We start from the raw sequence: 24,540 nt of genomic DNA on the forward strand, positions 1-24,540 counted from the left end.
CCATGTTCTCGCGTCCTGTGTTCAATTCGCGCCCAATCATCGGTCTTGTTGGAATGAGCCTGCTGGTTGCGGGCTGCGATAGGAAATCGCCCGCGCCGGAGCAAGCGAACGTCGTCGCGGCAAACATGGCGTCCGCGGACGAAGTCGCGCCCGGCCCGGCGCCGGACGAAGCCACCGGCCCTGCCGCGAGTGCCGAAAAGCTCGATCGCAGCCACAAGGGCGAGACCGGACCGTCGGTCGCCTTCTCCGCGCCCGACGGCAGGTCGGTGACGCTTGCTTCGTTCAAGGGCAAGCCGCTGCTCCTGAACATGTGGGCGACATGGTGCGCGCCCTGCGTGGCCGAGATGCCGACGCTCGACTCCGCGGCGAAGTCGCTGGCCGGCAAGGTGCAGGTGGTCGCGGTCAGCCAGGACATGCAGGGCGCGGAAAAAGTGACGCCGTTCTTCGCCGCGAAGAACTTCACGACACTGAAGCCATATCTCGATCCGAAACTCGGTCTCAGCCTCGCCTATCAGGCGAACCTGCCGACGACGATCCTCTACGATTCGGCGGGCAAGGAAGTGTGGCGGATGACGGGCGGCTATGAGTGGAACACGCCAGCCGCCGCCAAGCTGATCGCCGAAGCGTCGTAAAACATCGCTTAGAGCAGGATGTGCCGACCCGCCCTGGTGACGAGCCAAAGGTTATGGCGGGCCGGCACTTCGCCTTACCGCGTGTTGCGCTACCAAAAACGTAAACAACATCGAAACTCGGTGGAAACGCGCCGAGCCGAGCCTTTCGAGCCGCAAGCGGCGTCAGGTCCCCGATGCCGTGACCGGCATGGTCGGGCGCGAGTTCGCCGGTTGGCCAGAGCGGCCCGCTGGACCGGTCCTCAGCCGTGATGCGTCCAACGTCTCTCGTTCCAGGCCCGCGACTGGATACCATCTCCGAACCGCCAGAAGCGGGTTTCGCGCTCATGCGGTCCGGCGCGGACGATCGTCCAGCATTCCCCGGTCGGAAGCTCGACGATCCGGTGGATATGCGTTGCGTCGACCCGGTAGCTTTCGCCCGGGATACGATGGACCAGTTCGCTATGCCAGCCGCCGCCTTCGTCGAACCGGAACACTTCGTCGACATAGCCGCCGTCGAGTATCTCCGTATCGAACGACCATGGATGATCATGCGGGTTGGCATGCGGCTCCTCGGCCCTGAATCGATGCAGGACCCGGCCGTCGTCGAGATGGTATTTGGTGAATGCGCGCGACATACGTTCTACGGCGACGATCGTGGTTCCTTCGGGCGCGCGATCACGTGCGGCGCGCGGTAGTCTCATGCTCACGGACCTGGGCTTTCCTCATGCCGACGCCGGAGGTCATACCGGCGAACGCGTCTTGCGCGATCTTACGGCGCCCCCCGCCCGAATGCCATGATTCGAGCGGTCGCCGGAGCTGGCGCCGTCTTTGCGCGATCGATCGGACAGCCGGTTTCGGCGCTTTCCGCATCGATGAACGTGATGACGCCCCGCCGGTCGAGACGGCGCATCAGCGCGATCTCGCGACGGCACAGCGGACACCCGCCATCATGCCAGACCGTCAGCTGCGTCATGCGCCGGCGTCATCGGTGACGCGGTTCCGTCGCCAGATACCGCCAGCGAGCAGTGTCGCGAACCCGAGCCAGGCGACGAACGGTACGGCCGTCGCGGCGGCGGTCCGATCGACCTTGGCCGCAGCGACGACATAGCCCGCGCCGCTGCCGATCATCGCGGCCGACGCCACCGCGCTTGAGCCGAGCTTCTTCTTGCGGAAGAACAATTCCGTCCAGCCGCCGACCATGGCGGTGTTGAGAAGCCACAAGCCGATAGCGACGTTGCGCGACGAACCCGCCGGCTGGCGCAGCAGCCGATAGCCACCGATCGATAGTCCGGTTTCCAGGACCGGCCATACCGCACCAAAGGCGGCATCGGGCGGCGTGTAGGCCGGCTTGTCGAGTTGCCTGTACCAGCGCCGAATGCCTGGATGCGAAGGATCGGGCGCGTTGCGCCGTCCGAGCACCGCACTGGCGCCCAGCACCGCGACAACCGCGGCGATCGCAACCGGACGCGACAGTCCACGCCCGCTCACGTCGCTCTTCGGCTCGCTTCTGGTGTCGGTCATGATCGGCGCCCTCACACCGGACGTGTCACCCGGACTACCCGCTGCAAGCGCAGCAACGCGCAGGACGTTCCGTCATATGCGCCCCCGCCGAGGCGGTTTTGGTCGTCGGGATAGACTTACTTTCGTTCGCTTGCGCTTTCGGCCCGCACCGACTTGAACTCGGAGCCGGCGCGCCACTCCGGCCACAGGCGCGTGTTCGCCAGCTTCATGCCGATCGTCTGAAACAGGTCCACGTCCTGCGCGGCGCCGCGCAGATCCCAGTCGGCGCTCCAGGCGTCGCACGTCTGGTGGTAGCATTTCATATAGCCGTCGAGCCATGCCTGGCCCGCGGGACGGCCGGCCGCGACCAGCTCGGGTGCGCCGCTGATCGCCATCAGAAGCAGCGTGGGCACCCCGCGACGGGCTACCGAGAAATGATCGGCGCGATAGAACAGCCCGCGTTCGGGAAGCGCTTCGGGAGTTACGACGCGGCCTTGCGCCTTCGCTGCGTCGCCCAGCATGTCCTCGAGACTGTTCTGGCCGGCGCCTACCAGCATGACGTCCTTTGCGGGGCCGGCCGTCTGGAGGATGTCGAGCGTCAGGTTGGCGACCGTCTTGGCGGCCGGATAGACCGGATTCACCGCATAGGTCTCCGAGCCGAGCAGGCCGCGCTCCTCGCCGCTCCAGAGTGCAAAGACGAGGCTGCGGTCGGTGCGGGGGCCCTTGGCGAAGTTGCGGGCGAGTTCGAGGACGCCCGCCACGCCGAGGCCGTCATCGTTCGCGCCGGGACGGATCGTGCGACCCTGTGCGTCGGGTGCGCCGATGCCATACGCGTCCCAGTGCGCGCCGAACATCACGATTTCGTCCGCGTGCCTAGTGCCGGGGAGCTTGGCGAGAACGTTCTGGCTCTCGGCTGTGTCGTGCTTGACGGGGAGGTCGGTGGTGAACGTCTGCTTCAGCGCGACCGGGCGGAAGTCGCTGCGGCGTGCCGCTTTGCGCAACGTCGCGAGGTCGAGACCAGAGGCCGCGAACAGGCGATTCGCTGCGTCGCTTTCCAGCCACCCTTGGAGGAGCACCCTAGCGTTGGGCTCCTTGCGGACGATATCGTAATTCTCGCCCGCTGGTGCCGTCACCGTGTTCCAGCCATATCCCGCGCCCGGCGTGTCGTGCACGATCAGCGCCGCCACCGCGCCGCGTCGGGCGGCTTCCTCGTATTTATAGGTCCAGCGACCGTAATAGGTCATCCGGCGGTCGCCGAACTTGCCCTTCGAATCGTCGCCCGCGCCGGCCTCGAAATCAGGATCGTTGACGAGGAAGACAGCGACCTTGCCCTTGAGGTCGAGCCCCTTGAAGTCGTCCCAGCCGCGTTCGGGCGCGGTAACGCCGTAGCCGACGAAGACCATCGGCGCGTTCGCGATCGCGACGCGGTCAACGCCGCGGACCGTGCTCAGATAGACGTCGCGGCCCTGCACAAGCGTGGTGTCGCCGGCGCGAACGGTGCCAGATCCGATCCGCGTGTGGACGAGCGGTACCGGCTGCGTCCAGCTGCCGTTCGGGCCGCCGGGCTGCGCCTTCATCGCCTTGAACTGCGCGATCAGCCAGTCGATCGTCTTGGTCTCGCCGGGCGTGCCGGGCGCGCGACCTTCGAACGCGTCGGAGGCCAGAGTCTTCACGTCGGCCGAGAGGTGTTTGGGAGAAGTCTGAGCCCCGGCGGGCGATGCGGCCAGCAGCGTCGCAGCCAGAAGGTAGCGCACGCTCATGCCTGCGACCCCGATGGCACCACCTCGAAGGTCTTGCCGGCCGGCGCCGTGTTCGCCTGATAGGCGATCGTGAGTGCCCAACCGGCGAGCAGCGCCATCAGCGCCCACGTCACCAGCGCGCCCCCTGCCCGCGGTGCGCTCGAGGTCGTACGGTCCATCCCGAACGCGTGCGCGATACGGGCGATCACGAACACGGCACCCGCGATCCACAGCCACGTCGTCGAACCACCGGCCAGTTCGATCAACCCGATCAGGATCAGGATGAACGGCGCGTATTCGGTGAAGTTGGCATGCGCGCGCATCCGCGCCTGCAGCCGCTGGTTGCCGTCGTCGCCGATCAGCACGTTACCCTTCAACCGCATCGGCACGATTCGGAAGGCGAGCCACAGGTTGACGACGGCGGCGGCGGCGGCAATCGTCAGCGTCACGGGTAATATCACGGCTTTGCCCCTTCTTGGTGTCAGGCTCGGTCCTGCCACTGCGGGCGAAAGCTTGCAACGCGGGGCGAAATCGCTATAGCGCCACGCTTCGCGAGCGTCAGGCCGCATGGGTTGCTTCGGGCGGCCGGCATTCATGTCGGTTGCCTGTGTCCCGTGTCCGGACGTACTCGGAGCCCCGACCTTTAGATTGAACAAGGTGCCGAAATGGCCGTCCCCAAAAGAAAAACCTCGCCCTCCAAGCGCGGCATGCGCCGTGGCCACGACTCGCTCACGATCGCGTCGTTCCAGGAATGCCCCAACTGTGGCGAGCTGAAGCGTCCGCACAACCTGTGCGGTTCGTGCGGTCACTATAACGGTCGTGAAATCCTCTCGATCGAGGGCTGAGGCTTCCGTCCGGAACCTCTAACTTGAACGAAGGATAAGCGATGCCCGACAGCGGCTGGATCGCGGTCGATGCGATGGGTGGCGATGACGGGCTGGCAGTGATGCTCGCCGGCGTCGCACGCGCGCGTCATCGATACGAGGGCACGCACTTCTTCTTGGTCGGTGACGAGACTGCGATTCGCGAAGGGCTTAAAGCTCATCCGAACCTGTCGCAGAACTCCGAGATCGTCCACGCACCCGAAGTCGTCGGTTCGAGCGAAAAGCCGAGCCAGGCGATCCGGCGCGCGAAGAAGACGTCGATGGGCATCGCGATCGACCTGGTCAAACAGGGTCGTGCTGCCGCTGCGGTATCGTCGGGTAACACCGGCGCGCTGATGGCGATGGCGAAGATATCGCTGCGGATGCTGCCCGGGATCGACCGGCCGGCACTCGCCGCGCGTCTGCCGACGCTTGGCGATACCGACATGGTGATGCTCGACCTCGGTGCGAATACCGAGTGCGATGCGCGCAACCTGGTCCAGTTCGCGATCATGGGCGCCGCTTATGCTCGCACCGCGCTCGACATCCCGCACCCCCGCGTTGCGCTGCTGAATATCGGCAGCGAGGACATGAAGGGCACCGACGAGATCCGCGATGCCGCCGCCCAACTGCGTGCGACGCCGCAACTCGACATGCAGTTCAACGGCTTCATCGAGGGCGATCGGTTGTCACGCGGTGATGTGGACGTCGTTGTATGCGACGGCTTTTCGGGCAACATCGCACTCAAGACCGCCGAGGGCACCGCGCGATTCGTCGCCGATCTGCTCAAGCGCGCGTTCCGCAGTTCGGTCCGCTCGAAGCTCGGCTTCCTGATCTCTAAGCCGGCGACCGAATTGCTCCGCGATCACCTCGATCCCAACAATCACAATGGCGCGGTCTTTCTCGGCCTCAACGGCATCGTCGTGAAAAGCCATGGCGGCGCCAACGAGCGCGGCGTGGCGACCGCGATCGGCAACGCCGCCAAGATGGTCCGCAACGATCTTGTACGGCGGATCGCCGACGATCTCGGCAATGTGGAGAAGGCGGCATGATCCGGTCTGTCGTCATGGGCACCGGCTCGGCGCTGCCGAAGCGCCGCGTCTCGAACGCCGAACTGGCCGCGCAGGTCGACACCAGCGACGAGTGGATCGTCGAGCGCACCGGCATCCGCTTCCGCCACATCGCCGGCGAAGGCGAGACGACCGCGACGCTGGCAGCCGACGCCTGCCGCGCTGCTTTGACTGCCGCCGGTATCGAGGCCGCAAGCATCGACCTGATCGTGCTCGCCACCGCAACGCCCGACCAGACTTTCCCTGCCAGCGCGACCAAGGTGCAGGCGATGCTCGGCATCAACGACTGCGTCGCGTTCGACGTCGCCGCGGTCTGCTCGGGCTTCCTGTACGCGGTGCAGGTCGTCGATAGCATGATCCGCAGCGGCGTCGCCAAGCGCGCGCTGGTAATTGGTGCCGAGACGTTCAGCCGCATCCTCGACTGGGAAGACCGGACGACCTGCGTGCTGTTCGGCGACGGCGCCGGCGCGATCGTGCTGGAGGCGCAGGAGACGGCCGACGAAGGCGGTCGCGGGATCCTGACGACCAAGCTGCATGCTGATGGGCGCCACAACGAACTTCTCTACGTCGATGGCGGCGTCTCGACGACCGGCACTGTCGGCAAGCTGCGTATGAAGGGCCGCGAGGTATTCCGCCATGCGGTGACCAACCTCGCGTCCGTGATGACCGAGTCGCTCGCGATGGCCGGACTCGCTGCCGATCAGGTCGACTGGGTTGTCCCCCATCAGGCGAATGCCCGGATCCTCGACGCGACCGCGCGGAAGCTTGGCCTAGCGCCGGCGAAAGTGGTCGTCACGGTCGACCAGCATGCCAACACGTCGGCGGCCTCGGTACCGCTTGCACTCGATGTTGCGGTGCGTGACGGACGCATACGGCAGGGCCAGATCGTCGTCCTGGAAGCAATGGGTGGCGGGTTCACTTGGGGCGCGGCGGTTATCCGCTTTTAAAGATTGCGGAAATTGATCGATTCGCGTGCAGAACAAAAGTTCTTCCGGTTGCCTTCCCGCTTGTGTAGTAGGAACGTCGAGACTGGGAGCTTGCGAATGACGATGACCGGTACTTTGACGCGGGCCGATCTGGCCGAGTCCCTCCACCGCGAGGTCGGCTTGTCGCGTGCGGACTCCTCTAAGATCGTCGAGCAGATCCTCGCCGAGATGTGTGCCGCGCTGTCGCACGGCGAAAACGTGAAAATTTCCGGGTTCGGTACCTTCGTTCTGCGTGACAAGGGCGAGCGTGTGGGCCGCAATCCGAAAACCGGCATCGAAGTGCCGATCGCTCCCCGCCGCGTCCTGACGTTTCGCGCCAGCCAGATGATGCGTGAACGCATCGTCGGTGCCGACTGATCTCGGCGTGCCGGACGCCGTCGATGACGAGACCAGTATCGCCGTCGACAGTGCCGCGACGGCGGCGATAGGCAAGGCGGGCGCAGCGTTCCGTACGATCGGCGAGCTTTCGCGCGATACGGGCCTGCCGCAGCATATTCTACGCTATTGGGAGACGCGGTTCTCGCAGCTTCGCCCGCTTCAGCGCGCGGGCAACCGTCGATATTATCGCACCGAGGACGTTGCCTTGGTGCGACGGATCGATCTGTTGCTCAACCGCGAGGGCTATACGGTGCGCGGGGTCCAGCAACTGCTGGCAGCCGAAACGGCCGGTTCATCGTCGGATGCCACAGTCGGGTCACCCATTCCCGCCTTGCGGGCGATCCGGACGTTGCTTGCACAGGCCCTTCTCGAAGACGCTGCCGTCGCGTGACCGCGCGAGCGGCGTGGCGGGCTTCGTTCATGCAGCGTCGATAGTGGAAGGGGGCGGGTCGCCTGCCCCCTTCCGACTGTCTCAATCCTCGCTGCCGAGGGTCTTCTTGGCAGCATCCAGCGCCGCCTTGCCGCCCTTGCGGACCGTCTTGACGGCGTTGTCGGCAGCCTTTTCGACAGTCGTGCCAGCCTTACGACCAAGCCCGATCGACTTTGCCATCGCACGACGCGCTTCCGAATAGGTCGCAGCGACCATCGGATAGTCGGCCTTCAAGTTGAAGCGCTCGCGATACTGCTCGGGCGTAAGACCATTCGTCGAAAGATGGCGACGCAGCGTCTTGTACTTTTTGCCATCGAGCATCGAGATGATGTGGTCGGGCGATGCGAGCGACTTGCGAACGGATACCGCTGGCTCGGACGCCGGGGCTGCTGCGACTTCCGGCTCTGCGTCGCCGTTGGTCACGAGTTTCGTAACGGCCGTGTGCATCGCGACGAGAAACGCCGGTACGTCGTCCGCGGCAGTCCGCGTATTGGGGTTTGCAAGCCAAGCTGCGGTCAGTTCTGCAGCGAGTTCAACCGTATTCATTGTATCCGTCACGCTATGTCCTCGAAATCGTGATGCACCCTGCGGTCAGCCGCCTACAGGTATTGTTCAAAAATTGAAACCACGTGTTTAGCATACGCGTTGCGCTCGGTTTTGTTCACGGCGTCGGGAAAATGATTTCTCGTCACGGTGTCCAAAACGGTCAATCATTAACGGTCATGCCACGACTCGATATATATCCGTCCACGATAAAGACTGACCACAGATGAACGAAATTCTGCCGGCGTAACGCAACACTTGTGAAACTGCCACCTCACCCGCCTTTTGATTGCATGAATGTCGGAGCCGCGGCCTGATATCCGAACACTAGCGTGTCACCTACACGGCTGGCTTCTGACAGTGCTGCGCGTAAATCGCCTTCGTTCTAAACACCGCTGGCCACTGCAGCCACTACACTCACCGCAGTGGCAATCCACACGCCCCGATCCTATCGCACGCGGATAGGCATCGGGCCCCGCCGCGCTATCGGCGGTACGGCTCGATAGGTCCGTAGTCGCCGCTTCGTTCAAGCGCACAAACCCCGCAAGATCTGGGCAGGCGGCGGGATGCGCCGCCTGCCCCGCCCCTCAAGCGAGCGTGAGTCCGACATCAACGTTGCCACGTGTTGCGTTCGAATACGGGCATATCTGATGCGCGGCATCGACGAGTTTCTGTGCCTGATCGCGCTCGATCCCGGGCAGCGTCACGGTGAGATCGGTCGTGATGCCGAAACCGCCTTCCGCACGGGGTCCGATACCGACCTTTGCAGAGACTGATAGGTCGTCGGGCAGCTTCACCTTCAGCTGCTGCCCGGCGACCTTCAACGCGCCGATAAAGCACGCCGAATATCCTGCCGCGAAGAGCTGCTCGGGGTTGCTGCCGTCGCCGCCGGCGCCGCCCAGTTCCTTCGGGGTCGACAGGTTCACGTCCAACCGGCCGTCCTGGGTCCGCGCATGACCATCACGGCCGCCGGTTGCCGTAGCTTCGGTGCTGTATTTTACGTCGATTGACATGTCGCATTTCCATTTATTTATCGCGATAACTATTTAGGCGTAGAGAATACGGATGTCCAGCAATGTTTGCTGCGATAAGTAATCGTGCTAACGTCTTCCCCAAGGAGGCTTTCCCGTGCCAGACCCTCTACCTCTCGACCAGCAGCTATGCTTTTCGCTTTATGCGGCGACGATCGCGATCAACCGCGCGTACAAGCCCATGCTCGATCGCCTTGGGATTACCTATCCGCAGTTCCTCGTGCTTCAGACCGTGAACGAAGCACAGGATGGTCGCTCGATCGGAGAGATCGCGGATCGGTTGGCGCTGGAACCCAGTACGATCACGCCGCTGGCGAAGCGGCTGGAAGCGGCCGGTCTTGTTACCCGGGCCCGCAACCCCGCGGACGAACGCCAGGTGCGCGTGCGGCTGACCGAGGCCGGACGCGTTCGCTGGGGGGAAACCGGGTGCCTGGGACCGTTGATCATCGAGCGCTCGGGAATGACGCCCGAGCGGCTGGCATCCTTGAACGGGGAGGTCATGGCTCTTCGCCGCGCGCTCGCTGGCGATCGCCCGGCCGTACAATAGGCGATACCCCACGGTACCCAGTCTCGTCCCTGATGGCGGCGCGGCTACCCCTCAGGGGTCACTGGCCGGTCGATCACGGTGTTTGCGATCCCGGCGACGATAGGCACGGTCACGCGATACGGCCGAAGCGCTTACAACGACGAATGCGCATAGAATGCTAGACATATTCGGGGGACGCGATCTCACGCTGCCAGCCTGACCATGCGTCCAGGGTATGAGTCCTCCGAAATGCGAGGACGGCGATTTTCGCTTCCGGGCCTCCTCTAAAGATGTCTTGCCACAGACGAACGCCTAGGCTGCACAACACAGCGAGTTCAGCATCCGTCTCGATATTTCCAGCTCGGCAGGATATTATGGTTGAGGGCAAAGGGTAACGTCCGCGCATACGATCGCGCGCTTCGCCCCGGACACATCGATGCCGGGAACCAGCGGCGCGCGTCCATCTTGAGCACGTCGGTACGCAATTCGGCGAACGGACCCAGATCTGCGTCGCCCCTTTACCCGAGCGTGCTTGGCTTCGAGCACCTTGCGCGCACCTCAGTTTGAATCAGAGCGCGGCCGTATGGAGTAGATCGATACTCTCTCGAGTGGCTTGCCGACGCACTTGACGCTACCCGGGATAACGCCGTGCAATCGCCCCATGCCCACAGAGCCGTGAGGTGGTTGCGACATCCGGGCCGGCAGCCGCTTGCTCTCGGTCGACGTCTCCTACCGCCATACGGCGGGAATGACTCACATGGCTAAACTGGCCGGCGTAAACACGCTCAGCGACGTCCAGGTGGTCGATCTGACGCGTTACAATGCCCGCGACGCAGATCAGCGGTGGCTCCACGACAGCACGCGCCCGCGCGGCGACATTGCTCGATAAATCTGCGCGTTGGGTCGTTGATGGGGCGGCTGGCTGCTCGACTCGCCCGAGATGGCGGACGACATTCGCACGCACATGGCAGTCCGACCGGCCAGATTCTTGATCGGCAGCCTAGGCGCTGTCTGTCGGCGACCAAGCCTCGAACGGGGCGCCGCATATACGACCGAGTCATCGTCGTTAGTCCGTCACGACCCCGGCAATCGACTGCGCTGACCAAACGTCCGCCTGGTACCCAGCGCGTCCCGGCTGGCATGAGACCCTCGTACCGACTGATCTGGACGTCGCCACGGTCGATGAGGAGGCTCAAAGACCTGGAAGCGGAGGGCGCGCTGCCAGCCAGAGGGGCAGACCGCGGTTCACGCGCCTGCCCGCAGATGACCAGGCCGGCCGCCGGCTAGTCGGGACCTCAGGGCGTACGCCGGCAACGCATACGACAAGGTCCGCCGACTAGAGTTGAGGGATTTCGACCGGATATTTGGGATCGCCGAGCGCACGACGTTAACCGGCGCGCGTAGGGTTCAGAACGCACGAAAGCCCCGGACTGTTGGTCCGGGGCTTTCGTGAAGTGGTTGCGGGGACGCGATTTGACCTTTGTCGCATTCGCAAGCCGCTTCGCGTCGGCGCGACGATGGCCGCCGTTCGGTGAAGGCGACCTGTCGCCTGTCGATGCCGGATACAGGCTCGCGTGTCGGTTCCAGCGGAGATCGCCGCGGCAGGGTCTCCCCGGCCGCGGGATCACATCCTTCGTCCGGCTCCGCCGATCAACGTCGCGCGTCGAATAGCGGGACGCCCCCGAGGGGTACCGGCGACAATCGCACCGAGCAGGTCAGGCGATACACGAATGCGGACCGGAGAGGCGATGCCGCTGGACTGTCGACTGCCCGACGTTCCGCGCGTTCCAGCCTGAGCCGCCGATGCGTGTTCCAGCGGACCGCCGCCAGAAGTCCGGTCGCGACGCCCAACAGCGGTACTGTGACGGTCAGTGCCTTCGTGAGCGCCGACAGCATGTCTCCGTGCCCTGCCAGCTGCCACGCGACCGCGCCAACGAGCGCCACGGTCATGAGACTCAGCATCGCGGTCGCGAACCTGAGCATCCGCGCCTCGTTCCGCAGTTCACCCATATCAGAATCGAACATCTACATTCTCCCCCGACGTAACCGGCGGGCCACGTGTTGTGGAAGTATTGGACCAGACCGAATTACGTGCCGCAAGCGGAACTTTCGTTCTACAGAACGAAAATTCGCGAAGTTATCGTAGACTTGCTGCGCCGTTTATGAAGCATCTGCTGCAAGTCAGATATTGCGGACTGAAAGCCAAATGAACTCTTGACGCGATAGGAAAATTAGCATGCGAGATTTACCAGTGCCGCAGACCGCGGCCGAATGGGACGAACTGGCGTCCAAGATAATCCGCGCCAACCTGCAGATCGCAGGCCTGAACTATGTCCAGCTCGGCGAGGCACTTACCGCGATGGGCATACGGCAGGACAACAAGATCATCAGCGGCAAGCTGCGGGCTGGCAGGTTCTCGGCCGCGTTCTTCCTGCAGGCACTCGTCGCGATCGGAGTTGTCGAACTCCGGCTCCCCGTCCCAAAGGGACCGGCGGTCTAGGCTACGACGTCCAAGGTCACGGACATGGACAGTACAGACATCCCCATCGCAGAACAAAATGAGACGTGTGCGATCTAAGTGAGTGACGCGGGATCCAGGCATCATCCGTAGACCTAGCTGGAGCGACAGAAGGCGAGCAATGATCGACTACATGTTAGAATTTGCCGAACCCGAAAAAACCGAGACGACCTCAGTTGATCTCGGCCGCCGTGCCACGGTCCTGCGCGACGCTCTTGGTTTGACTCCGGAGCAGGCTGCTGGTCGAGCTGGGATCCAGACAACCGCTTACCTCCGTTTTGAACAGGATGGGGAAGCGACCGTCTCGGACATGCTCGCGATCCATCGCGTCCTATCGCGAAGGGAACTCGACGATCTCTTCACCGCACCTCGCTTCGATGACGTCGAGGAATATCATTCCTATCTGGAGCGGAAGTACCGAGCATAAAGCGCGACCAGTCGCATCAATCTCCGCATCGCCTTCGGCTACGGCTCCGAATTTTCGGCCAAGTCATGTCCGGCCCGTTCACGCCGCCGCGGCGACTACGACGTACTCACGGATAATTGACCGCCCTGCGGGTCGTGGCGGAATTCGTCCAATGCGGATCAGAGTGCAGTTGCCGTTGAAGGAACAGGTCGTCACACGGCGCGGATGGCATGGGGGAAAAACAAGGTGACAGGCACCACGGACGGATCGGCGGATGAGCGACAGGCCGGCGCGAAGGCGACGGGAAAGGGCTCGAAAACCGGTACCGCGATCCCGACGCCATCGCCCGGTTCGCACGTCAATCCATGGATACCCCACGACGACCGGCTCTTCGACCGGGACTCGATCATCGTCATGCTGGTCGGGTGCCTGCTGTTCGTCATCGGTCTCGGGATAAAGCTGTCAGTTCCGAAGTTCCCCGAACTCGCCTCGATCGTCGATGCCTGCGTGCCGCCCGCACGGGGCCTGTGCGAAAAGACCGTCCGCGCCTTCGATCGGCAATCGCACTCCGCGTCGGAAGCGAACTGGGCAATCTTTCTCGCCGAGACGCTTCAGGCCCTCGGCCTGACGATGCTCGCCGCGGTGTTCATCTCCTCCACCGTCGACCGCAGGACCCGGGGGTACTTCTTCGACGAGCTCGCCCGAAAGACCGAAGCGCTCGGCTCGAACGTGCTGCTGGGGATGTTCGAGACCCGCCATCATCCAAGGCTCTTCAGCCTGGTGAAGGAGCACATCTTCGAAAAGAAGATCATCCGCCGCAACATCGACATAAACTACACTCTGACGGATCTCGACGTCGACCTGTCGAACACCCGTCTCGCAGCGGAGAAGTACCTCGCCGTCGACGTCATCATCTCGACCGTGTCCGAGAACATCAACGTCGCGCAGACCGGGACCAAGGGTATCGTGGAGCTACCCATCAGGCTGGGGCTTCCCAATCCCATTCTGCCCGAGCTCAAGCCGTTCGTTAAGGTGAACAGCTTCCGGATAGGCGACGTCACGCTTTCCGCGGACAGGATCGCGGAGATCAACGAGGATCTCCAGAAGCAGCTCGTCGACGATCGGCTCGTCGATGCGCCGGTGAACATCGGTTCCGTCCCGATGATGCCTGGCGAGCAGGTGACCGTTTCGGGATCGTACACCATGGTCAAGGAGCTGCAGGACACCGAGGTGTTCCGCTCGAACGAGATCGCCGAGAACATCCATCTCACGGTCGTCAGCAAGTCGCAGGACGATCTCGTCATTCAGGCGCGATCGCTCGCCCATGGCAAGCTCTACGGGCAGGTCTCGCCGACCGCGCAACAGTGGAAATTGGACGATCTGAGCCTTCCGCTGCAGGGCATCATGGTCTGGTGGAAAAAATCGCCCAAGGCCCTGTCACCGCTGCAGTCGGCGCCGGGCGAGCCGAGAAAGTCCGTTACTATCCAGGAGAATGACGGTACGGGGGATGAACCTCCGCCGGTCCAGGACGTTTCCAACGCCTGAGACCGATAGTCATGGTGCATTGGTAAGAACTGCCCTATATATGGGCCACGAGTTGTAACACGAAGGGAGCATCAAATGACTGCATTCAACGGCACGATGATCGTCCTCGGCGATGGCGGCACGACCTTCTGATCGGGTTGGCCGTCGCGCCGATCACGGCGCGAACGGTCTCAAGCCTCTCTAACCCCACCCAGATCCTGGTCGGTAAACGTCCAGATCGCTCTGCCAGTAAATCTCTCAGGTACGAGCCAACCCATCGACCCGGTTCACAAGAGGTGCTCCGGGTCGATCCTCACAGCCAGGGTGCCTGGATCGCTTGGATGCCTGGCGACGCGGCCACCGCCACCGGCGTTCAGCAGCCGCAATCCCTGCCCGGCGGGTGACGCGTCCGTCTCCTCCTCGAGCTCACGCAGATACTGCAGCAGTCGTGGCCAGTGCCTATTGGCACCCACCCTCGGCCTTCGAGCCTTGCTGTCGGGGAACACGACATCAAGGACGGGTCGCAGAACGCTACGCAGATCGTGACGCCCCTCGCCCAACTCGAGACACCGGGCGATCATGGCCTGCCGCACGATCTTTGGCGCGACGTCGTCCATATCCGCCCAGCCGAGCAGCACCTCCGCGATGTCGTCCTTCCGGTTGACGTCTAGCACCTGTCGAAGCCGATCGCCACCCGTAGCGTCCGTGGCGAGGCGCGCCTTCATGAGATCGATGGCCTGCTCGAACGCGCCCATCGCCCGGTTGCCCTCGGTCGGCAGGTCTTCCGCGAAGACTTCCTTCCAGGCCGCGCGAAGTTTGGCCAACGCATTCCAATACGCCTGGGCGGCATATCGGCCGCTGCCGTGTTCGTAGAGATCCTGTAGCCTCATGGCACTCCCCGGTTCGACGCCTTGTGCGGCCGGAACAGGATGGGTAGCGCCACGTCCAAGGTCAACATCGACCCGGCCCGACGATAACACCCAAGTGCGATGCGATCCTCATGGCTGGCCGCTCTGGCCCGCCGTTCGCTAGTCCGGCAGCTGCAGCTTCTCGGCCCACGGCGGACACATCGAGTTGATCTGAAGCATTCGCGTGGTCAGCTCGTGCCTGGCGAACCCCGCTGCGATGATGGCCGCGCGCTCCTTCGATCTCAGATATGCATCGACGGGACGAACGCCCCTGCCGCTTACGTCCAGAAGCGCTTCTTCACCGGACAACTCGCCGTTGCGCCCCAGCTGCTGATGTTCCATGCCCGCCTCCGCGCGCAGCTCATCGAAGGCCACCGGGATCACCGGAGACCTGAAGCTGATCGTCGTACCTTCCCCGGTCGACACCGCGGATCTTATCACGAATGCCGGGTCATCGACGATCGGGTGACCGACTACCGCGTGAAGCCGCCTGCCCGGGAACATCGAGAGATACGTTTCAGGCCAGGCTTGCGGAACCTGGATCGTACATGGCCAAGTCTCATTTGATCGAACGTCGCAGCCGTCCACGATGAAGGAACCGTGCACGACCCCGCGCCTCACCCGCACTCCCCAACCGCCACTTGAATGAACACGCGGTCGCACGAAGGCCCCGTTGGCGTGGTGAAGTCTTTCCCAGCCGTCCCGCATCCTCGAAGTGTAGAATTTGCTCACAGCCCTCCATGACGCGGGGCTCTCGATCGCAGACCAGGGAAAGCCTTCCGAGGATTCTGGAACGTGGGCGATGGGTAGAATGCCGTACAGCATCGCCGAGAGCGAAAGTCCCTCGAATGCGCATGCCTTGGCCAGAAGGAGGGAGACGCCCTTCATCTCATGCCGCAATCGCCGAAGCTGCAAGATCGCCGCGTCCTCCCGCCTTGCACTCGCGGTGTTAAGACGATCCACCCACTCGGCTGCCTGCACCGATTGCGCAGGATCCCGCAGCACCTTCGCGACATATGCCAGCGCGGTCGCGTCGATCTCCCGCCGACGCCAGCAGTAGATAAATTGCATTTGATCGGTTGGATGTTTCAGGTTCGCTATGCGGGTCATCTCATATGATTTCGTTGCATTGTCCATTCCTTGACAGGCGTGCCATCACGATGGGCCTGGTCCAGGAGGACGAAACCAGGACGTGATGCGGAAAAGGAGATCTTCGTAGAACGCTCGCAGAGTCGACCGCGCGGGTTTCCTGGCGGGGCCGAAGCCGGCCATCCAATCCACGGTCCCCCGCGTGATGCGGTAGTGCGAACGACAGGCGAGGCCCGCGTTGCCGATGCTCGGATCGAGCGTGACGGACTTCCCGTCGCAGGTCACGCTCCAGCCATCGCCGCCGATCGGCGTGACTATCTCGGTCCCGCATCCGCAGGCGCACAGGTGCACCGCGACCCCGAACTCGGTCGAGACGTAGAGCGTCGCGCCGCGCAACCGTTCCGGGATCAGGCCGACGGAGCGGTGCGACATCACACGCGCCCTCACGTCGTGGTATCCACCGGCCGCTCCTCGTTCATCAACGTGTTGCCGTCGACCACGTAGGCGCTCCAGTGCTCACGTTCGAAATCGGCATAGAAGCCGAGATGGCGCTTCCACCGGATCACCGCGAGCGCCGCGTTCAGACAGTTCAGGTCGGCGACCTGAACGTTGCTCGAGTACGGGTCGTCGGCGTCGTCGTCGCCCGTCATCGGGATGCGGCCCCGCTCGCGGACATGACCGCGCATCTCGTCGGTGGAGGTCGTGACGCGGACGGTCCCGACGATGCCGAGGTCCGAGACGTGGAGCCCCATGCCGATGTCGATGAACGGCTTCCCCGCCTTTTCCAGAAACTCGACTATCGGCCGGCGGCTGGCGGCGCTGTCCACTGCGATGAAGACGAAGTCGACGTTCCTGAGGCCCTGGAGGTTGCTCGGGCCCAGGCGCGAGCGATGCGGCACGATTCCGGCGTGCATCCTCCCGTATATGCTCGCGAGATAGTCCACCTTGCCAGGGCGCCGGCCGAGCTCTTCGAGCGTCGGCGCCCCGGGGGCGCGAAACGCGGTGTGCTGCTCGAACACGTCCGGATCCCACAGGTGGATGCGCGACACCGGGGTCTTGGCGACCAGATCCAGAATGTACGACCCGCCGCCACCTAGTCCGACGATCGCGACCGAATGGTTCCGCAGCTTGTCCGTGAAGGCGCCGATCTGCGCCCGCGACGAAGCGGTGTCCTGATAGCGGAACACCGATCTGGCAGCCGGAGACACGGTGCGGACCGCGCGACGCGCGCCGACGGTCGGATCGATCGCGCGCGCATGTCCCTCTATCTCGGCGACGTAGGTGGTGATCAGGGCATGGTAGTCGGGATAGTTGCCGGTCACCGGCTGACTGGACATCATGTGGTCGATCGTGATGTCGTCCCCAACACGCCGTTCCTGCTTCGCATGCAGCATCCGCAGGGGTTGGCCCCGATTGTCGTGCGGTGTGCCCCCAGCGAAGTAGGCGACGTGACTGTGCGGCCGGATCGTCCGGTCTCCCGCGAGGCTGAGCACCGTGAGCACCGTTCCATGCCGAACCACGCCATCGGAATCCACGAACGGCACCCCCCTGACAACGAGGTGACCCGTCTCGATCGCGAGGTCGAATCCCTCGTTGGCGAGTCGGGAGAGATCGGCGCTAGCTCTTATCGGTTGATGAGACATTGATCACCGCTCCCGGTTGGAGACGCGCCGCCTGTTGCGGGGCGAGGGAACCGTCGGGCTGGTCCGCGCCAGCACGTCGGACCGTCACGGTGAACGTGCGCTGCGGCCCGGCCGGCAGCTTTGGGAAGGCGAGGCGCACGAGATCCTCGAAGGTCGCATCCGCGGTCGCGAGCTCGCAGGGCCGTCCGTTGAGTATGATCGGAACGCTGCGCTTCACAGGCGCGACCGGAAGAAGACGACTGGAGACGTCCGGCGCGCCACCGGTGAGGTCGATCAGACCGCCCGGCCGCACCGGGCTGGTTCCGCCATCCACGTAGAGCTCGCGATCGGCGGGCAAGGACGCGATGTCGCGGACGTCGGAGGCGAGGATGCCCGGATTCAACCAGTCCCACTCCACGTCGTCGACCTTCAACGCCCAGTGCGCCCCGCCCCTCCCCGATCGGAATACCGGTACATCTTCACCGAGCGGTATCTCGGTGTCCGATTCGATCAGCGAAGCCCGTCCTCCATCGACCCGTACCAGGCGGTGCGCGTCGGCCGGGACGAGGCCGGCGATCTCGATCGCCTCACCCCCGGTAATCGACTCACGCGCGACGGGGATCTTCCTGCCGTCCACGTTGATCAGGCCTTTCGGGGCACCGGCTTCACCCAGGTCGTCATTCGGCTCGTCCATCTCTCTCACTCCTCGTCATTGGATGTAATGCAGGCGATCAGTGTCGGCCCGGAACCACGGCGCTGCGGTCAGCCGGAGCCGTAGACCTGGTCGAATGCCGTCATCGCCAATCGGTATCGGGCCGCAGCCCCGAGATTGGGGTTGCGCCATCGCTCCGCACCCCCGTCGGTCCAATCGGCCAGACGACCGAGGTCGCCAACCGTGGCGCGATCGGCAGCCACCTCGATCAGGGCTTCGATCCACGCCAGTTCCACCCAGTCCGGCTGGTCGGGCAGCGTGAGCGCCACGGTCGTCGTGAAGTCCTGAAGTTCTGGTGGAAGCGCGGCATCCGGCGGAAGCTGGACCAGCCATGTCGCCTCGGAGAGGTCCAGGGTGATACCCAGCCCTTCGTCGTCGATCCGGGACCGCATCGGATCCATGGCGGCGGACAACCTGGCAAGCGTGTCGGCGTCGGCCGTCTCCACGCCAGTCACGCCGATGATGGGATTGGCGCAATCCGTCATGCTCATCGCCCCTGCGAGGGCGGACGGCAGCGCCGGCGTCGGCCCCCGCGCCGGCGAACCGAACCCGCTGACCATGGCGGCGCCCGATACGTCGATCGCGATGTACGCGACCCCCGCCTCCCAAGCGAGCCGACGGGCGACGTGGGTCCTGCCTGCGCCACATGGACCCGTCACCGCCAGCGGAGGCATGTGAAACCAAGATCGGTCAGCGTCCCGCTGATGCCGGCACGCCAGATCGATCGCCCCGAGCCATTCGGCATTCCACTCGCAGCCGAGCCGCGGCGTGATGCCCGCAGTCACGCGGTCGCCTCCGCGCAGCTGCCGGGGACCGTCCAGTCCCCACGGAACGACGTCGGCCGCGTAGCTTTCGGCGACGTACATCGTCGGCGAAGTATCCCAGCCTTCGATGGTCGCGTCTTCGCGAGCGTCGCAGGGAGCCGGGGCAATGCCGGCTTCGCGAGCTTCGTCGAGGGCGGGGTTCTCGAAGAGGATCACCACGCAGGCCTCCACTTCGAGGCCAACATCGTCAGGGCGCCATCGAGGACATCGGTCTCGATGCCGGGCAGAAGCTCGAGCATGCGGGATCGGCAGCGCTCCATGGACCAGACCCGATCAACACCGACGCCAAGCTGCGCGGTCAGCTTGTTCCAGCGGTGGAACCCGAATCCCGCTGCGATGGCCTCCAGGCCGACGTGCTGCTGCACGTCGTCGCCGAGAGCGCGGCATGCCTTGACGAGGATCATGGCTCCGCGCTTCGCGTACTTGGCGGATATCCCGCCAGGGTTCACCCCCGGGGCGGAAAGCGCCGACGCGCTCACGTCCTGATGGGAATGGTGGTCCATAACGACGCCGACGATGTCGTTCATTCTCTATCCTCCCTTACCGATGCGACCGCGTCGTCGATCATCCGGCAAACGAGGCCGCCCAGATCGACGAAGGTGATGATGGATTCCTCGAGAAGCGGGTCGGGCTCCTCCTCGAACAGCGCCGCGCACTCGTCGCGTTCGCGGAACTCCAGCAGATGGTCCTCGCTGCATCCGAGATAGGCGGCGGCTCGGTAGATCTGGATCATGATGGGAGCTCCTGACAAAGCCGCCTGACCGACGGCATCGTCGATGCAGCGGCTGAGCGCCGCCGATCCCCGGGTCGCGGCGACGGCGCCCCAGATGGCCCAACGGGGCACGTTTCGTTCGAGCCAAGCGAAGAGGAACTCGCGATCGAGGGGTTCATCGAACGTGACCGCCCAGACCAACCCGTGCGAACCTCCACCGCGCTCGCGGCGGAGCAGCGCGATCGCCGGCATTCCTTCGCTCAGGACCCGCGTGAAGCAGTAGGGGAGATCGGTCCTACGCATCGGCGCTCTCCGGCCCCGGCCAGAAGCGCAATGGCCGAAGTCCGCCGCTGCCAAGCCCCGCCTTCTTCACGGCGCGCTCGGTCTCGAGCATGCTCGCGAAGATGACTTTCTGGAGAGCCGCCTGCCCCTGGGCATTCACGAGATCGACGAACTCGCGATAGCGACCCGTCTGATGCCTCATGAAATCCCAGATCCGATCGCGGTCCCCCTTCCGGTCGAAGACGATGGAGAAGACCGGATCGGAGCGCCTTCCGTCATGGTAGAGAAGGATGGAGTAGGTCTTCTCCCGTACCCACGTCTTGTCGTCGCACGCGCACCAGATGCGGTCGCGGTCGGGATCATCCTCCTGGTCCTCCTCGATGTTCGACGGCAGCGTGACGAGAACGTCCACCGTCGCCGGCTCCGTCAGCCCGACGTCCGCCGTCTCGCGCGCGACCATTCCAGACAGGTAGGCCGGACCGAGCCCGGTCGCAGCGCGTCCCCAGACGGACCACCGGTCCGGTCTGGACCACATCCAGGCGAACATACGGCCGGCGTGATCCGGATCCGCGGCGTCATCGAAACGCCAGACGCTCTCGTACCGCCTGGACCCGTCGTCCATTCCGCGTACCAGATGGAGCGATGGCGTCGTACTCAGTAGGCATGCGGCGTCCAGATAGGGAACGAACGACTGGACGGGCCCGTCCTCGACGCCGAGGAACACGGCGTCAGCGGGTACCGAGCGGTTGATGGTTTCCTGCACCACGACTTGACCTCCGTTGTTATCTCTACTCATAGGTTGATATTAACGACGTAGGCAAGCGAAATGTTCGCCTTCGTGCGCTGGCTGCCCGCAGGCGACCGCAGGCCGCGACGCGGTCCTAGGGACGTCGACCGGGCCCTGGTCGCCAGCGACGGGCGAGGGCAGCGCGCCTGTGCCGCCGACGATGTCGGGAAGCCGGCGTAGCGGGCGTCGTCGCACCGTCGATCCACCGCGCGAACATCACTCAGGAAATCAGACGTCACTCGGGCCTCCATTGCGCCTCTCTCCGATCCTCGCTCGAGCCAAGCAGCGACGAGCAACCGGACGAACGTACTTCTAATTGTTTAGTGAACATCATTCGGGCAAAGAAAAATCCGCCGGAGCGGTCCTCACTTTTCAATTACGATGCCACACGGACTAGGCGTCTCGGTCAGGTTGGTCAAGCCCACTAATCAATTAGAGGTACATAGTCGTTGAAGCGTCGGAAATCTGGGTCTAGCTAGAGGAGTGGAAAAAATGAGTAGAGAGTTGGAAGAGCGTCTGCGGGCGATCCCCGAGCGGTGGCGAGACGTCACGCGCACCCGGGCCTACGCCGTCATGGACTATGTCAACGCCGGCGACGACGGTGCCATTCTCGTCGACGTCCTCTGCCGCCGCACGGGTCTCACCAGATCCGCCTTCTATGCGCTGGTGCGTCGCTGGCATAAGTCGAACGAGGATCCGGCCGCGCTCGCGCCCTGGGCCAGGCGCGTCGATGGCACGACCCGGATAAGCAAGGAGGTGGCGCAATACATCGACGGTCAGGTCGAACCGCTCATCGAGGCGGATCCGGATCGGCCGACGGAGCCGGTGGCGCTCGGGGTGTTGGCGGGGTGGCCGGATGATCTGCGCAAACCCGGCATCAGCTACGTCCGCCGCCGCGTCGGCCTCGCGAGAGAGGCGCACCAAAAAAAAACACTGGGAGTGAGCAAAGCCCGCGGTGACGAGGAAGACGACTCCCGGCATCCAAGACCTCAGCCCCGATGGCCGCTCGACGTGATCCTCATCGATCACGTCGCCCTCGAGGCCATAGTCTGGCTCGACGGGGAACCGACGTTGCCGATCGCCACCATGGCGTTCGACCTCTTCAGCGGCCAGTCGGTAGCCACGTCGGTCGGGATCGAGATTCCAGGCCCTTCCACCGTGGCGGGAATACTGGCGGAGTTGGCGTCGGGGGCCGCGCGCGGCGCACCTGCTCCGCCTACGATCGTCATGTCGACGGTCTTCTCGCGAGGATGGCCCAAGCTCATCGCGACGCTTGCCGATACTGGCGCCGTGGTGATGCCGGAGCGAGGTCGAAAGCTACGGTTCGGGCCCGACGCCGCTCGCCTGCTCGACGGTACGCTCGATGGGTACAAGCTGGCCCCGCGACTGGGGCACCGACCTGTCGGGGAACGCGCTTCGCCTCGGGCGCTCACGAGGATGCCGCACCGCGAACTCGGCGATCTCAACGGACAGCTTTCGTTCGAATCACTCGTTCGGCTGACGACCCTGATCAACAGTGCCGACTGGCCACCCGCCGCCACGGCCCACTCTTCGCGTGCCTGGGAACTCATGGCCGCACTCGCTGCGAACCCTGCCAAATCACGGTCTGGATCCGCCTGAGAACCTGCACTGGACCGCAACGTGCCGGACCTACGGTGTGCGTCCTTCAGAGTATGCTCGCGAGCCAATCCACCCCTGGCCCAACGCCGGCTGGTTTCTTGAAGCGTCCGTACTCCGGAACCGCGAAACGCCGAGTGCCGCTCGAGCGCCTTGGGAACCCGCAGGTGGATGAACGAAAGTGTTCTCGCCTCGGGGAACACCGCGTCCGCGGTGACCGGCCCGCTGATGGTTCCGTGTACCGAGGGTTGACCTGCCAGGTTCCATACTCTACCTATGGGTTGATATAAATCTGGTAGGCAGGCGAAATGAAGACAATCGAATGGCGACCAGTCGGCGCGCCCCGCCAAGTCGTCCTCGGCCGGGCGGCTGGTGGCACCCCGCCGATCGGCGACGCCGAAGGGGCGTTGCATCCCGTCGCTCGCGGCGACGGTGAGCCCGCGACCGAGCTGCTGGATGCGTGTCCGGCCCGGATGCGTTCGCGCCGACGGATCGACGAGGCGAGATCGCAACGCGTCATGCGATCAGTGCGAATGGAAACCTTCCGACGGGACCCGGTTCGGGGCGGTCGGATGGCCGCTCCACGTGGGCGGAATGGCACGCGGCGGGCGATTCCCCACGCCAGCCACTGCGGGATCAAGCGCCATGCCCATCTCTGAAACCGAGCATGCGATCGCCGGGGGCGTCGAGCCGAACCCTACGCCGGGTGGTCGGCCGGCGATCGATGCGTCGAACCATCACCCGGAACCCGCATCCGCCGCCTTGCCTTCCCTGGGTGAGAGCAGCCCAAGCTACCGCATCGAGTGGTGGAACCCGGTCCCGGGCGGCGAGTGGGTCGGACGCTGGGACGTGTTTGACGAGGCACCGATGGCACGGGCCCTGGCGCTTGCCCTACTGGGGAGCGAAGAGGACCCGGGCATCGTCCTCCTCGTCGCACTCGGAGAGGGTGGGCGCGAGACAGCCCGGGCCGTGGTCGGTCGGGACGAGCTGGAGACCTGGCTTCCGGCGATCGATGCCATGCCCCGCACCGCACGGGATCCATACTCTCTCCCGCCGCTGGGACGCGACGATGTGGAGACGCAGACCCTCGGGACCTGCCGAGACGCTCTGCTGGTCGCGGTGAACGAGGGGCTCATGGAAGAGGAACACGTGGCGCCGCTCATCGAGACGATCCAGCGTGCGTTCAGTGGCGTCGACCCGGCTTCGGTTGATGACGCGAGATGAGTCCGACAGCCTATCCGACCTTATGCCGGTCCGCGGCGGCGAAGAACGCCGCGCCGAACGGCTCGTCGGTCGTGGCCGCGGCGGCCACCGCCCGCGCGACGAGGTCGGTCACGTCGACGATCATCGCGGTGGATGCCCCCTCACCTCGTCCGACGCTCCCGGCCACCGAGATGGCGACGTCGGCGAGATCGGCGCGCTTGGCATCCTCGACGAGGGCGTTCGATGTGACCGAGAGCAGCACGGGTGGACCGGCATCCTCGTTCGGCAATCGCCCTGCCGCTCGTGCGACGGCCTCCAGCACGACGTCGATGCTTCCGGTCACCGCCTTCGCCGCGGCGGTCTGCGGCATGCGGAATCGGAGCAACTCGAACGCGACGAGCAGCTGGCTCACGTGCTCGGGCCAATATTCGGCGCGGCTGCCCGTGCCCACGGCCTTGACGTCCGGGAAGCCGTTTTTCAGGAAGTTGCTGAACCGCCCCTTCAGCGCGGGGATGCGATCGGGCGGCACCGAGTGCAGGATGGCACAGATCCGCACCAACGTACCCAGGCTCACCGCGCTGACTGATCTTCCATCCCGCATCCGGACGGACTGCAGCAGCGCGGGTCTCCGATCAAGGACCGATCGGCGGCCCGACCTT

General features: G+C 64.4%; 31 protein-coding genes. 13 read left to right on the top strand and 18 right to left on the bottom strand.

What is annotated here, in order from left to right:
* The first annotated feature begins 2 nt into the window (after positions 1-2).
* Complete coding sequence (locus SJY41_RS13660; RefSeq protein WP_380782543.1) at positions 3-632, top strand: TlpA family protein disulfide reductase; 630 nt, start codon at positions 3-5, stop codon at positions 630-632.
* A 239-nt stretch (positions 633-871) separates the two neighbouring features.
* Here SJY41_RS13660 and SJY41_RS13665 read toward each other — a convergent pair whose 3' ends face one another.
* The 5 genes from SJY41_RS13665 to SJY41_RS13685 all read right to left on the bottom strand — a co-directional run bounded on the left by SJY41_RS13665 (position 872) and on the right by SJY41_RS13685 (position 4,311).
* Positions 872-1,312, bottom strand: a complete 441-nt coding sequence (locus tag SJY41_RS13665) for a hypothetical protein (RefSeq protein WP_380782545.1) — start codon at positions 1,310-1,312, stop codon at positions 872-874.
* Between the two features lie 68 nt (positions 1,313-1,380).
* The gene (locus tag SJY41_RS13670) at positions 1,381-1,584 is read right to left on the bottom strand and encodes a DCC1-like thiol-disulfide oxidoreductase family protein (protein WP_380782547.1); all 204 of its coding nucleotides are present in this window, start codon (positions 1,582-1,584) and stop codon (positions 1,381-1,383) included.
* Positions 1,581-2,132, bottom strand: a complete 552-nt coding sequence (locus tag SJY41_RS13675) for a TspO/MBR family protein (RefSeq protein ID WP_380782549.1) — start codon at positions 2,130-2,132, stop codon at positions 1,581-1,583. Before SJY41_RS13675 ends, SJY41_RS13670 begins: the two co-directional genes overlap by 4 nt.
* A gap of 116 nt (positions 2,133-2,248) precedes the next feature.
* Positions 2,249-3,871 (bottom strand): M28 family metallopeptidase, encoded by a 1,623-nt coding sequence (locus tag SJY41_RS13680; protein WP_380782551.1) that lies wholly within the window; start codon positions 3,869-3,871, stop codon positions 2,249-2,251.
* A complete protein-coding gene (locus SJY41_RS13685; RefSeq protein ID WP_380782553.1) occupies positions 3,868-4,311 on the bottom strand; it encodes an MAPEG family protein in 444 nt (147 codons plus the stop codon). The genes SJY41_RS13680 and SJY41_RS13685 overlap by 4 nt, the downstream gene beginning before the upstream one ends.
* Before the next feature lie 204 nt (positions 4,312-4,515).
* On the opposite strand from SJY41_RS13685, the gene rpmF reads away from it, so the two are divergent.
* From rpmF to SJY41_RS13710, 5 genes are all read left to right on the top strand, one after another.
* Positions 4,516-4,695, top strand: coding sequence for a 50S ribosomal protein L32 (gene rpmF, locus SJY41_RS13690; protein WP_056054400.1), 180 nt, complete (start codon positions 4,516-4,518; stop codon positions 4,693-4,695).
* A gap of 41 nt (positions 4,696-4,736) precedes the next feature.
* Complete coding sequence (gene plsX / locus SJY41_RS13695; protein ID WP_380782555.1) at positions 4,737-5,765, top strand: phosphate acyltransferase PlsX; 1,029 nt, start codon at positions 4,737-4,739, stop codon at positions 5,763-5,765.
* Complete coding sequence (locus SJY41_RS13700; protein ID WP_380782557.1) at positions 5,762-6,730, top strand: beta-ketoacyl-ACP synthase III; 969 nt, start codon at positions 5,762-5,764, stop codon at positions 6,728-6,730. Before plsX ends, SJY41_RS13700 begins: the two co-directional genes overlap by 4 nt.
* Before the next feature lie 96 nt (positions 6,731-6,826).
* Positions 6,827-7,126 (top strand): integration host factor subunit alpha, encoded by a 300-nt coding sequence (locus SJY41_RS13705; RefSeq protein WP_380782559.1) that lies wholly within the window; start codon positions 6,827-6,829, stop codon positions 7,124-7,126.
* Positions 7,127-7,163: 37 nt separating this feature from the next.
* On the top strand, positions 7,164-7,538 hold the full coding sequence (locus SJY41_RS13710) for a MerR family transcriptional regulator (protein WP_380784151.1): 375 nt from the start codon (positions 7,164-7,166) through the stop codon (positions 7,536-7,538).
* Positions 7,539-7,619: 81 nt separating this feature from the next.
* Here the strand turns inward: SJY41_RS13710 and SJY41_RS13715 are convergent, their stop codons facing one another.
* On the bottom strand, positions 7,620-8,123 hold the full coding sequence (locus SJY41_RS13715; protein ID WP_380784152.1) for a MucR family transcriptional regulator: 504 nt from the start codon (positions 8,121-8,123) through the stop codon (positions 7,620-7,622).
* Between the two features lie 584 nt (positions 8,124-8,707).
* On the bottom strand, positions 8,708-9,133 hold the full coding sequence (locus tag SJY41_RS13720) for an organic hydroperoxide resistance protein (protein WP_380782561.1): 426 nt from the start codon (positions 9,131-9,133) through the stop codon (positions 8,708-8,710).
* Positions 9,134-9,248: 115 nt separating this feature from the next.
* Between SJY41_RS13720 and SJY41_RS13725 the strand changes: the two genes are divergently transcribed.
* Together SJY41_RS13725 and SJY41_RS13730 are read left to right on the top strand one after the other, a co-directional pair.
* The gene (locus SJY41_RS13725) at positions 9,249-9,698 is read left to right on the top strand and encodes a MarR family winged helix-turn-helix transcriptional regulator (protein WP_380782563.1); all 450 of its coding nucleotides are present in this window, start codon (positions 9,249-9,251) and stop codon (positions 9,696-9,698) included.
* Positions 9,699-10,434: 736 nt separating this feature from the next.
* Positions 10,435-10,566, top strand: a complete 132-nt coding sequence (locus SJY41_RS13730; protein ID WP_380782565.1) for a hypothetical protein — start codon at positions 10,435-10,437, stop codon at positions 10,564-10,566.
* Positions 10,567-11,327: 761 nt separating this feature from the next.
* On the opposite strand, the gene SJY41_RS13735 is transcribed toward SJY41_RS13730, so the two are convergent.
* Positions 11,328-11,702 (bottom strand): hypothetical protein, encoded by a 375-nt coding sequence (locus SJY41_RS13735; RefSeq protein ID WP_380782567.1) that lies wholly within the window; start codon positions 11,700-11,702, stop codon positions 11,328-11,330.
* 211 nt (positions 11,703-11,913) lie between these two features.
* Here SJY41_RS13735 and SJY41_RS13740 point away from each other — a divergent pair, with 211 nt between their 5' ends.
* From SJY41_RS13740 to SJY41_RS13750, 3 genes are all read left to right on the top strand, one after another.
* On the top strand, positions 11,914-12,177 hold the full coding sequence (locus tag SJY41_RS13740; protein WP_380782569.1) for a DUF6471 domain-containing protein: 264 nt from the start codon (positions 11,914-11,916) through the stop codon (positions 12,175-12,177).
* 139 nt (positions 12,178-12,316) lie between these two features.
* Entirely contained in the window at positions 12,317-12,622 is a 306-nt protein-coding gene (locus SJY41_RS13745; RefSeq protein WP_380782571.1) for a hypothetical protein, read from the top strand.
* Positions 12,623-12,847: 225 nt separating this feature from the next.
* Complete coding sequence (locus tag SJY41_RS13750; RefSeq protein ID WP_380782573.1) at positions 12,848-14,146, top strand: hypothetical protein; 1,299 nt, start codon at positions 12,848-12,850, stop codon at positions 14,144-14,146.
* Positions 14,147-14,412: 266 nt separating this feature from the next.
* Here SJY41_RS13750 and SJY41_RS13755 read toward each other — a convergent pair whose 3' ends face one another.
* The 9 genes from SJY41_RS13755 to SJY41_RS13795 form a co-directional block, all read right to left on the bottom strand.
* Positions 14,413-15,015 carry a hypothetical protein gene (locus tag SJY41_RS13755; RefSeq protein ID WP_380782574.1) on the bottom strand — a complete coding sequence of 201 codons (603 nt, stop codon included), beginning with the start codon at positions 15,013-15,015 and terminating at the stop codon, positions 14,413-14,415.
* A gap of 138 nt (positions 15,016-15,153) precedes the next feature.
* Positions 15,154-16,143 (bottom strand): hypothetical protein, encoded by a 990-nt coding sequence (locus tag SJY41_RS13760; protein ID WP_380782576.1) that lies wholly within the window; start codon positions 16,141-16,143, stop codon positions 15,154-15,156.
* 45 nt (positions 16,144-16,188) lie between these two features.
* Positions 16,189-16,554 (bottom strand): DUF6527 family protein, encoded by a 366-nt coding sequence (locus SJY41_RS13765; protein ID WP_380782578.1) that lies wholly within the window; start codon positions 16,552-16,554, stop codon positions 16,189-16,191.
* An 11-nt stretch (positions 16,555-16,565) separates the two neighbouring features.
* The gene (locus tag SJY41_RS13770) at positions 16,566-17,765 is read right to left on the bottom strand and encodes a ThiF family adenylyltransferase (protein WP_380782579.1); all 1,200 of its coding nucleotides are present in this window, start codon (positions 17,763-17,765) and stop codon (positions 16,566-16,568) included.
* Complete coding sequence (locus tag SJY41_RS13775; RefSeq protein ID WP_380782581.1) at positions 17,740-18,438, bottom strand: multiubiquitin domain-containing protein; 699 nt, start codon at positions 18,436-18,438, stop codon at positions 17,740-17,742. Before SJY41_RS13775 ends, SJY41_RS13770 begins: the two co-directional genes overlap by 26 nt.
* A 68-nt stretch (positions 18,439-18,506) precedes the next feature.
* Entirely contained in the window at positions 18,507-19,439 is a 933-nt protein-coding gene (locus SJY41_RS13780; RefSeq protein WP_380782583.1) for a hypothetical protein, read from the bottom strand.
* A complete protein-coding gene (locus SJY41_RS13785) occupies positions 19,433-19,807 on the bottom strand; it encodes a hypothetical protein (RefSeq protein ID WP_380782585.1) in 375 nt (124 codons plus the stop codon). Before SJY41_RS13785 ends, SJY41_RS13780 begins: the two co-directional genes overlap by 7 nt.
* Positions 19,804-20,244: a hypothetical protein gene (locus SJY41_RS13790; RefSeq protein WP_380782587.1), complete on the bottom strand. Its 441-nt coding sequence runs from the start codon at positions 20,242-20,244 to the stop codon at positions 19,804-19,806. The genes SJY41_RS13785 and SJY41_RS13790 overlap by 4 nt, the downstream gene beginning before the upstream one ends.
* A gap of 43 nt (positions 20,245-20,287) precedes the next feature.
* Positions 20,288-21,040 carry a hypothetical protein gene (locus SJY41_RS13795; protein ID WP_380782589.1) on the bottom strand — a complete coding sequence of 251 codons (753 nt, stop codon included), beginning with the start codon at positions 21,038-21,040 and terminating at the stop codon, positions 20,288-20,290.
* Positions 21,041-21,553: 513 nt separating this feature from the next.
* Between SJY41_RS13795 and SJY41_RS13800 the strand changes: the two genes are divergently transcribed.
* Together SJY41_RS13800 and SJY41_RS13805 are read left to right on the top strand one after the other, a co-directional pair.
* Positions 21,554-22,681 carry a hypothetical protein gene (locus SJY41_RS13800; protein WP_380782590.1) on the top strand — a complete coding sequence of 376 codons (1,128 nt, stop codon included), beginning with the start codon at positions 21,554-21,556 and terminating at the stop codon, positions 22,679-22,681.
* A 642-nt stretch (positions 22,682-23,323) separates the two neighbouring features.
* On the top strand, positions 23,324-23,902 hold the full coding sequence (locus SJY41_RS13805; RefSeq protein ID WP_380782592.1) for a hypothetical protein: 579 nt from the start codon (positions 23,324-23,326) through the stop codon (positions 23,900-23,902).
* A gap of 10 nt (positions 23,903-23,912) precedes the next feature.
* On the opposite strand, the gene SJY41_RS13810 is transcribed toward SJY41_RS13805, so the two are convergent.
* Positions 23,913-24,455, bottom strand: coding sequence for a hypothetical protein (locus SJY41_RS13810; protein WP_380782594.1), 543 nt, complete (start codon positions 24,453-24,455; stop codon positions 23,913-23,915).
* Positions 24,456-24,540 lie beyond the last annotated feature (85 nt).

Source organism: Sphingomonas sp. R86520 (genome assembly GCF_042466285.1).
In the GTDB taxonomy this organism is placed as follows: domain Bacteria; phylum Pseudomonadota; class Alphaproteobacteria; order Sphingomonadales; family Sphingomonadaceae; genus Sphingomonas.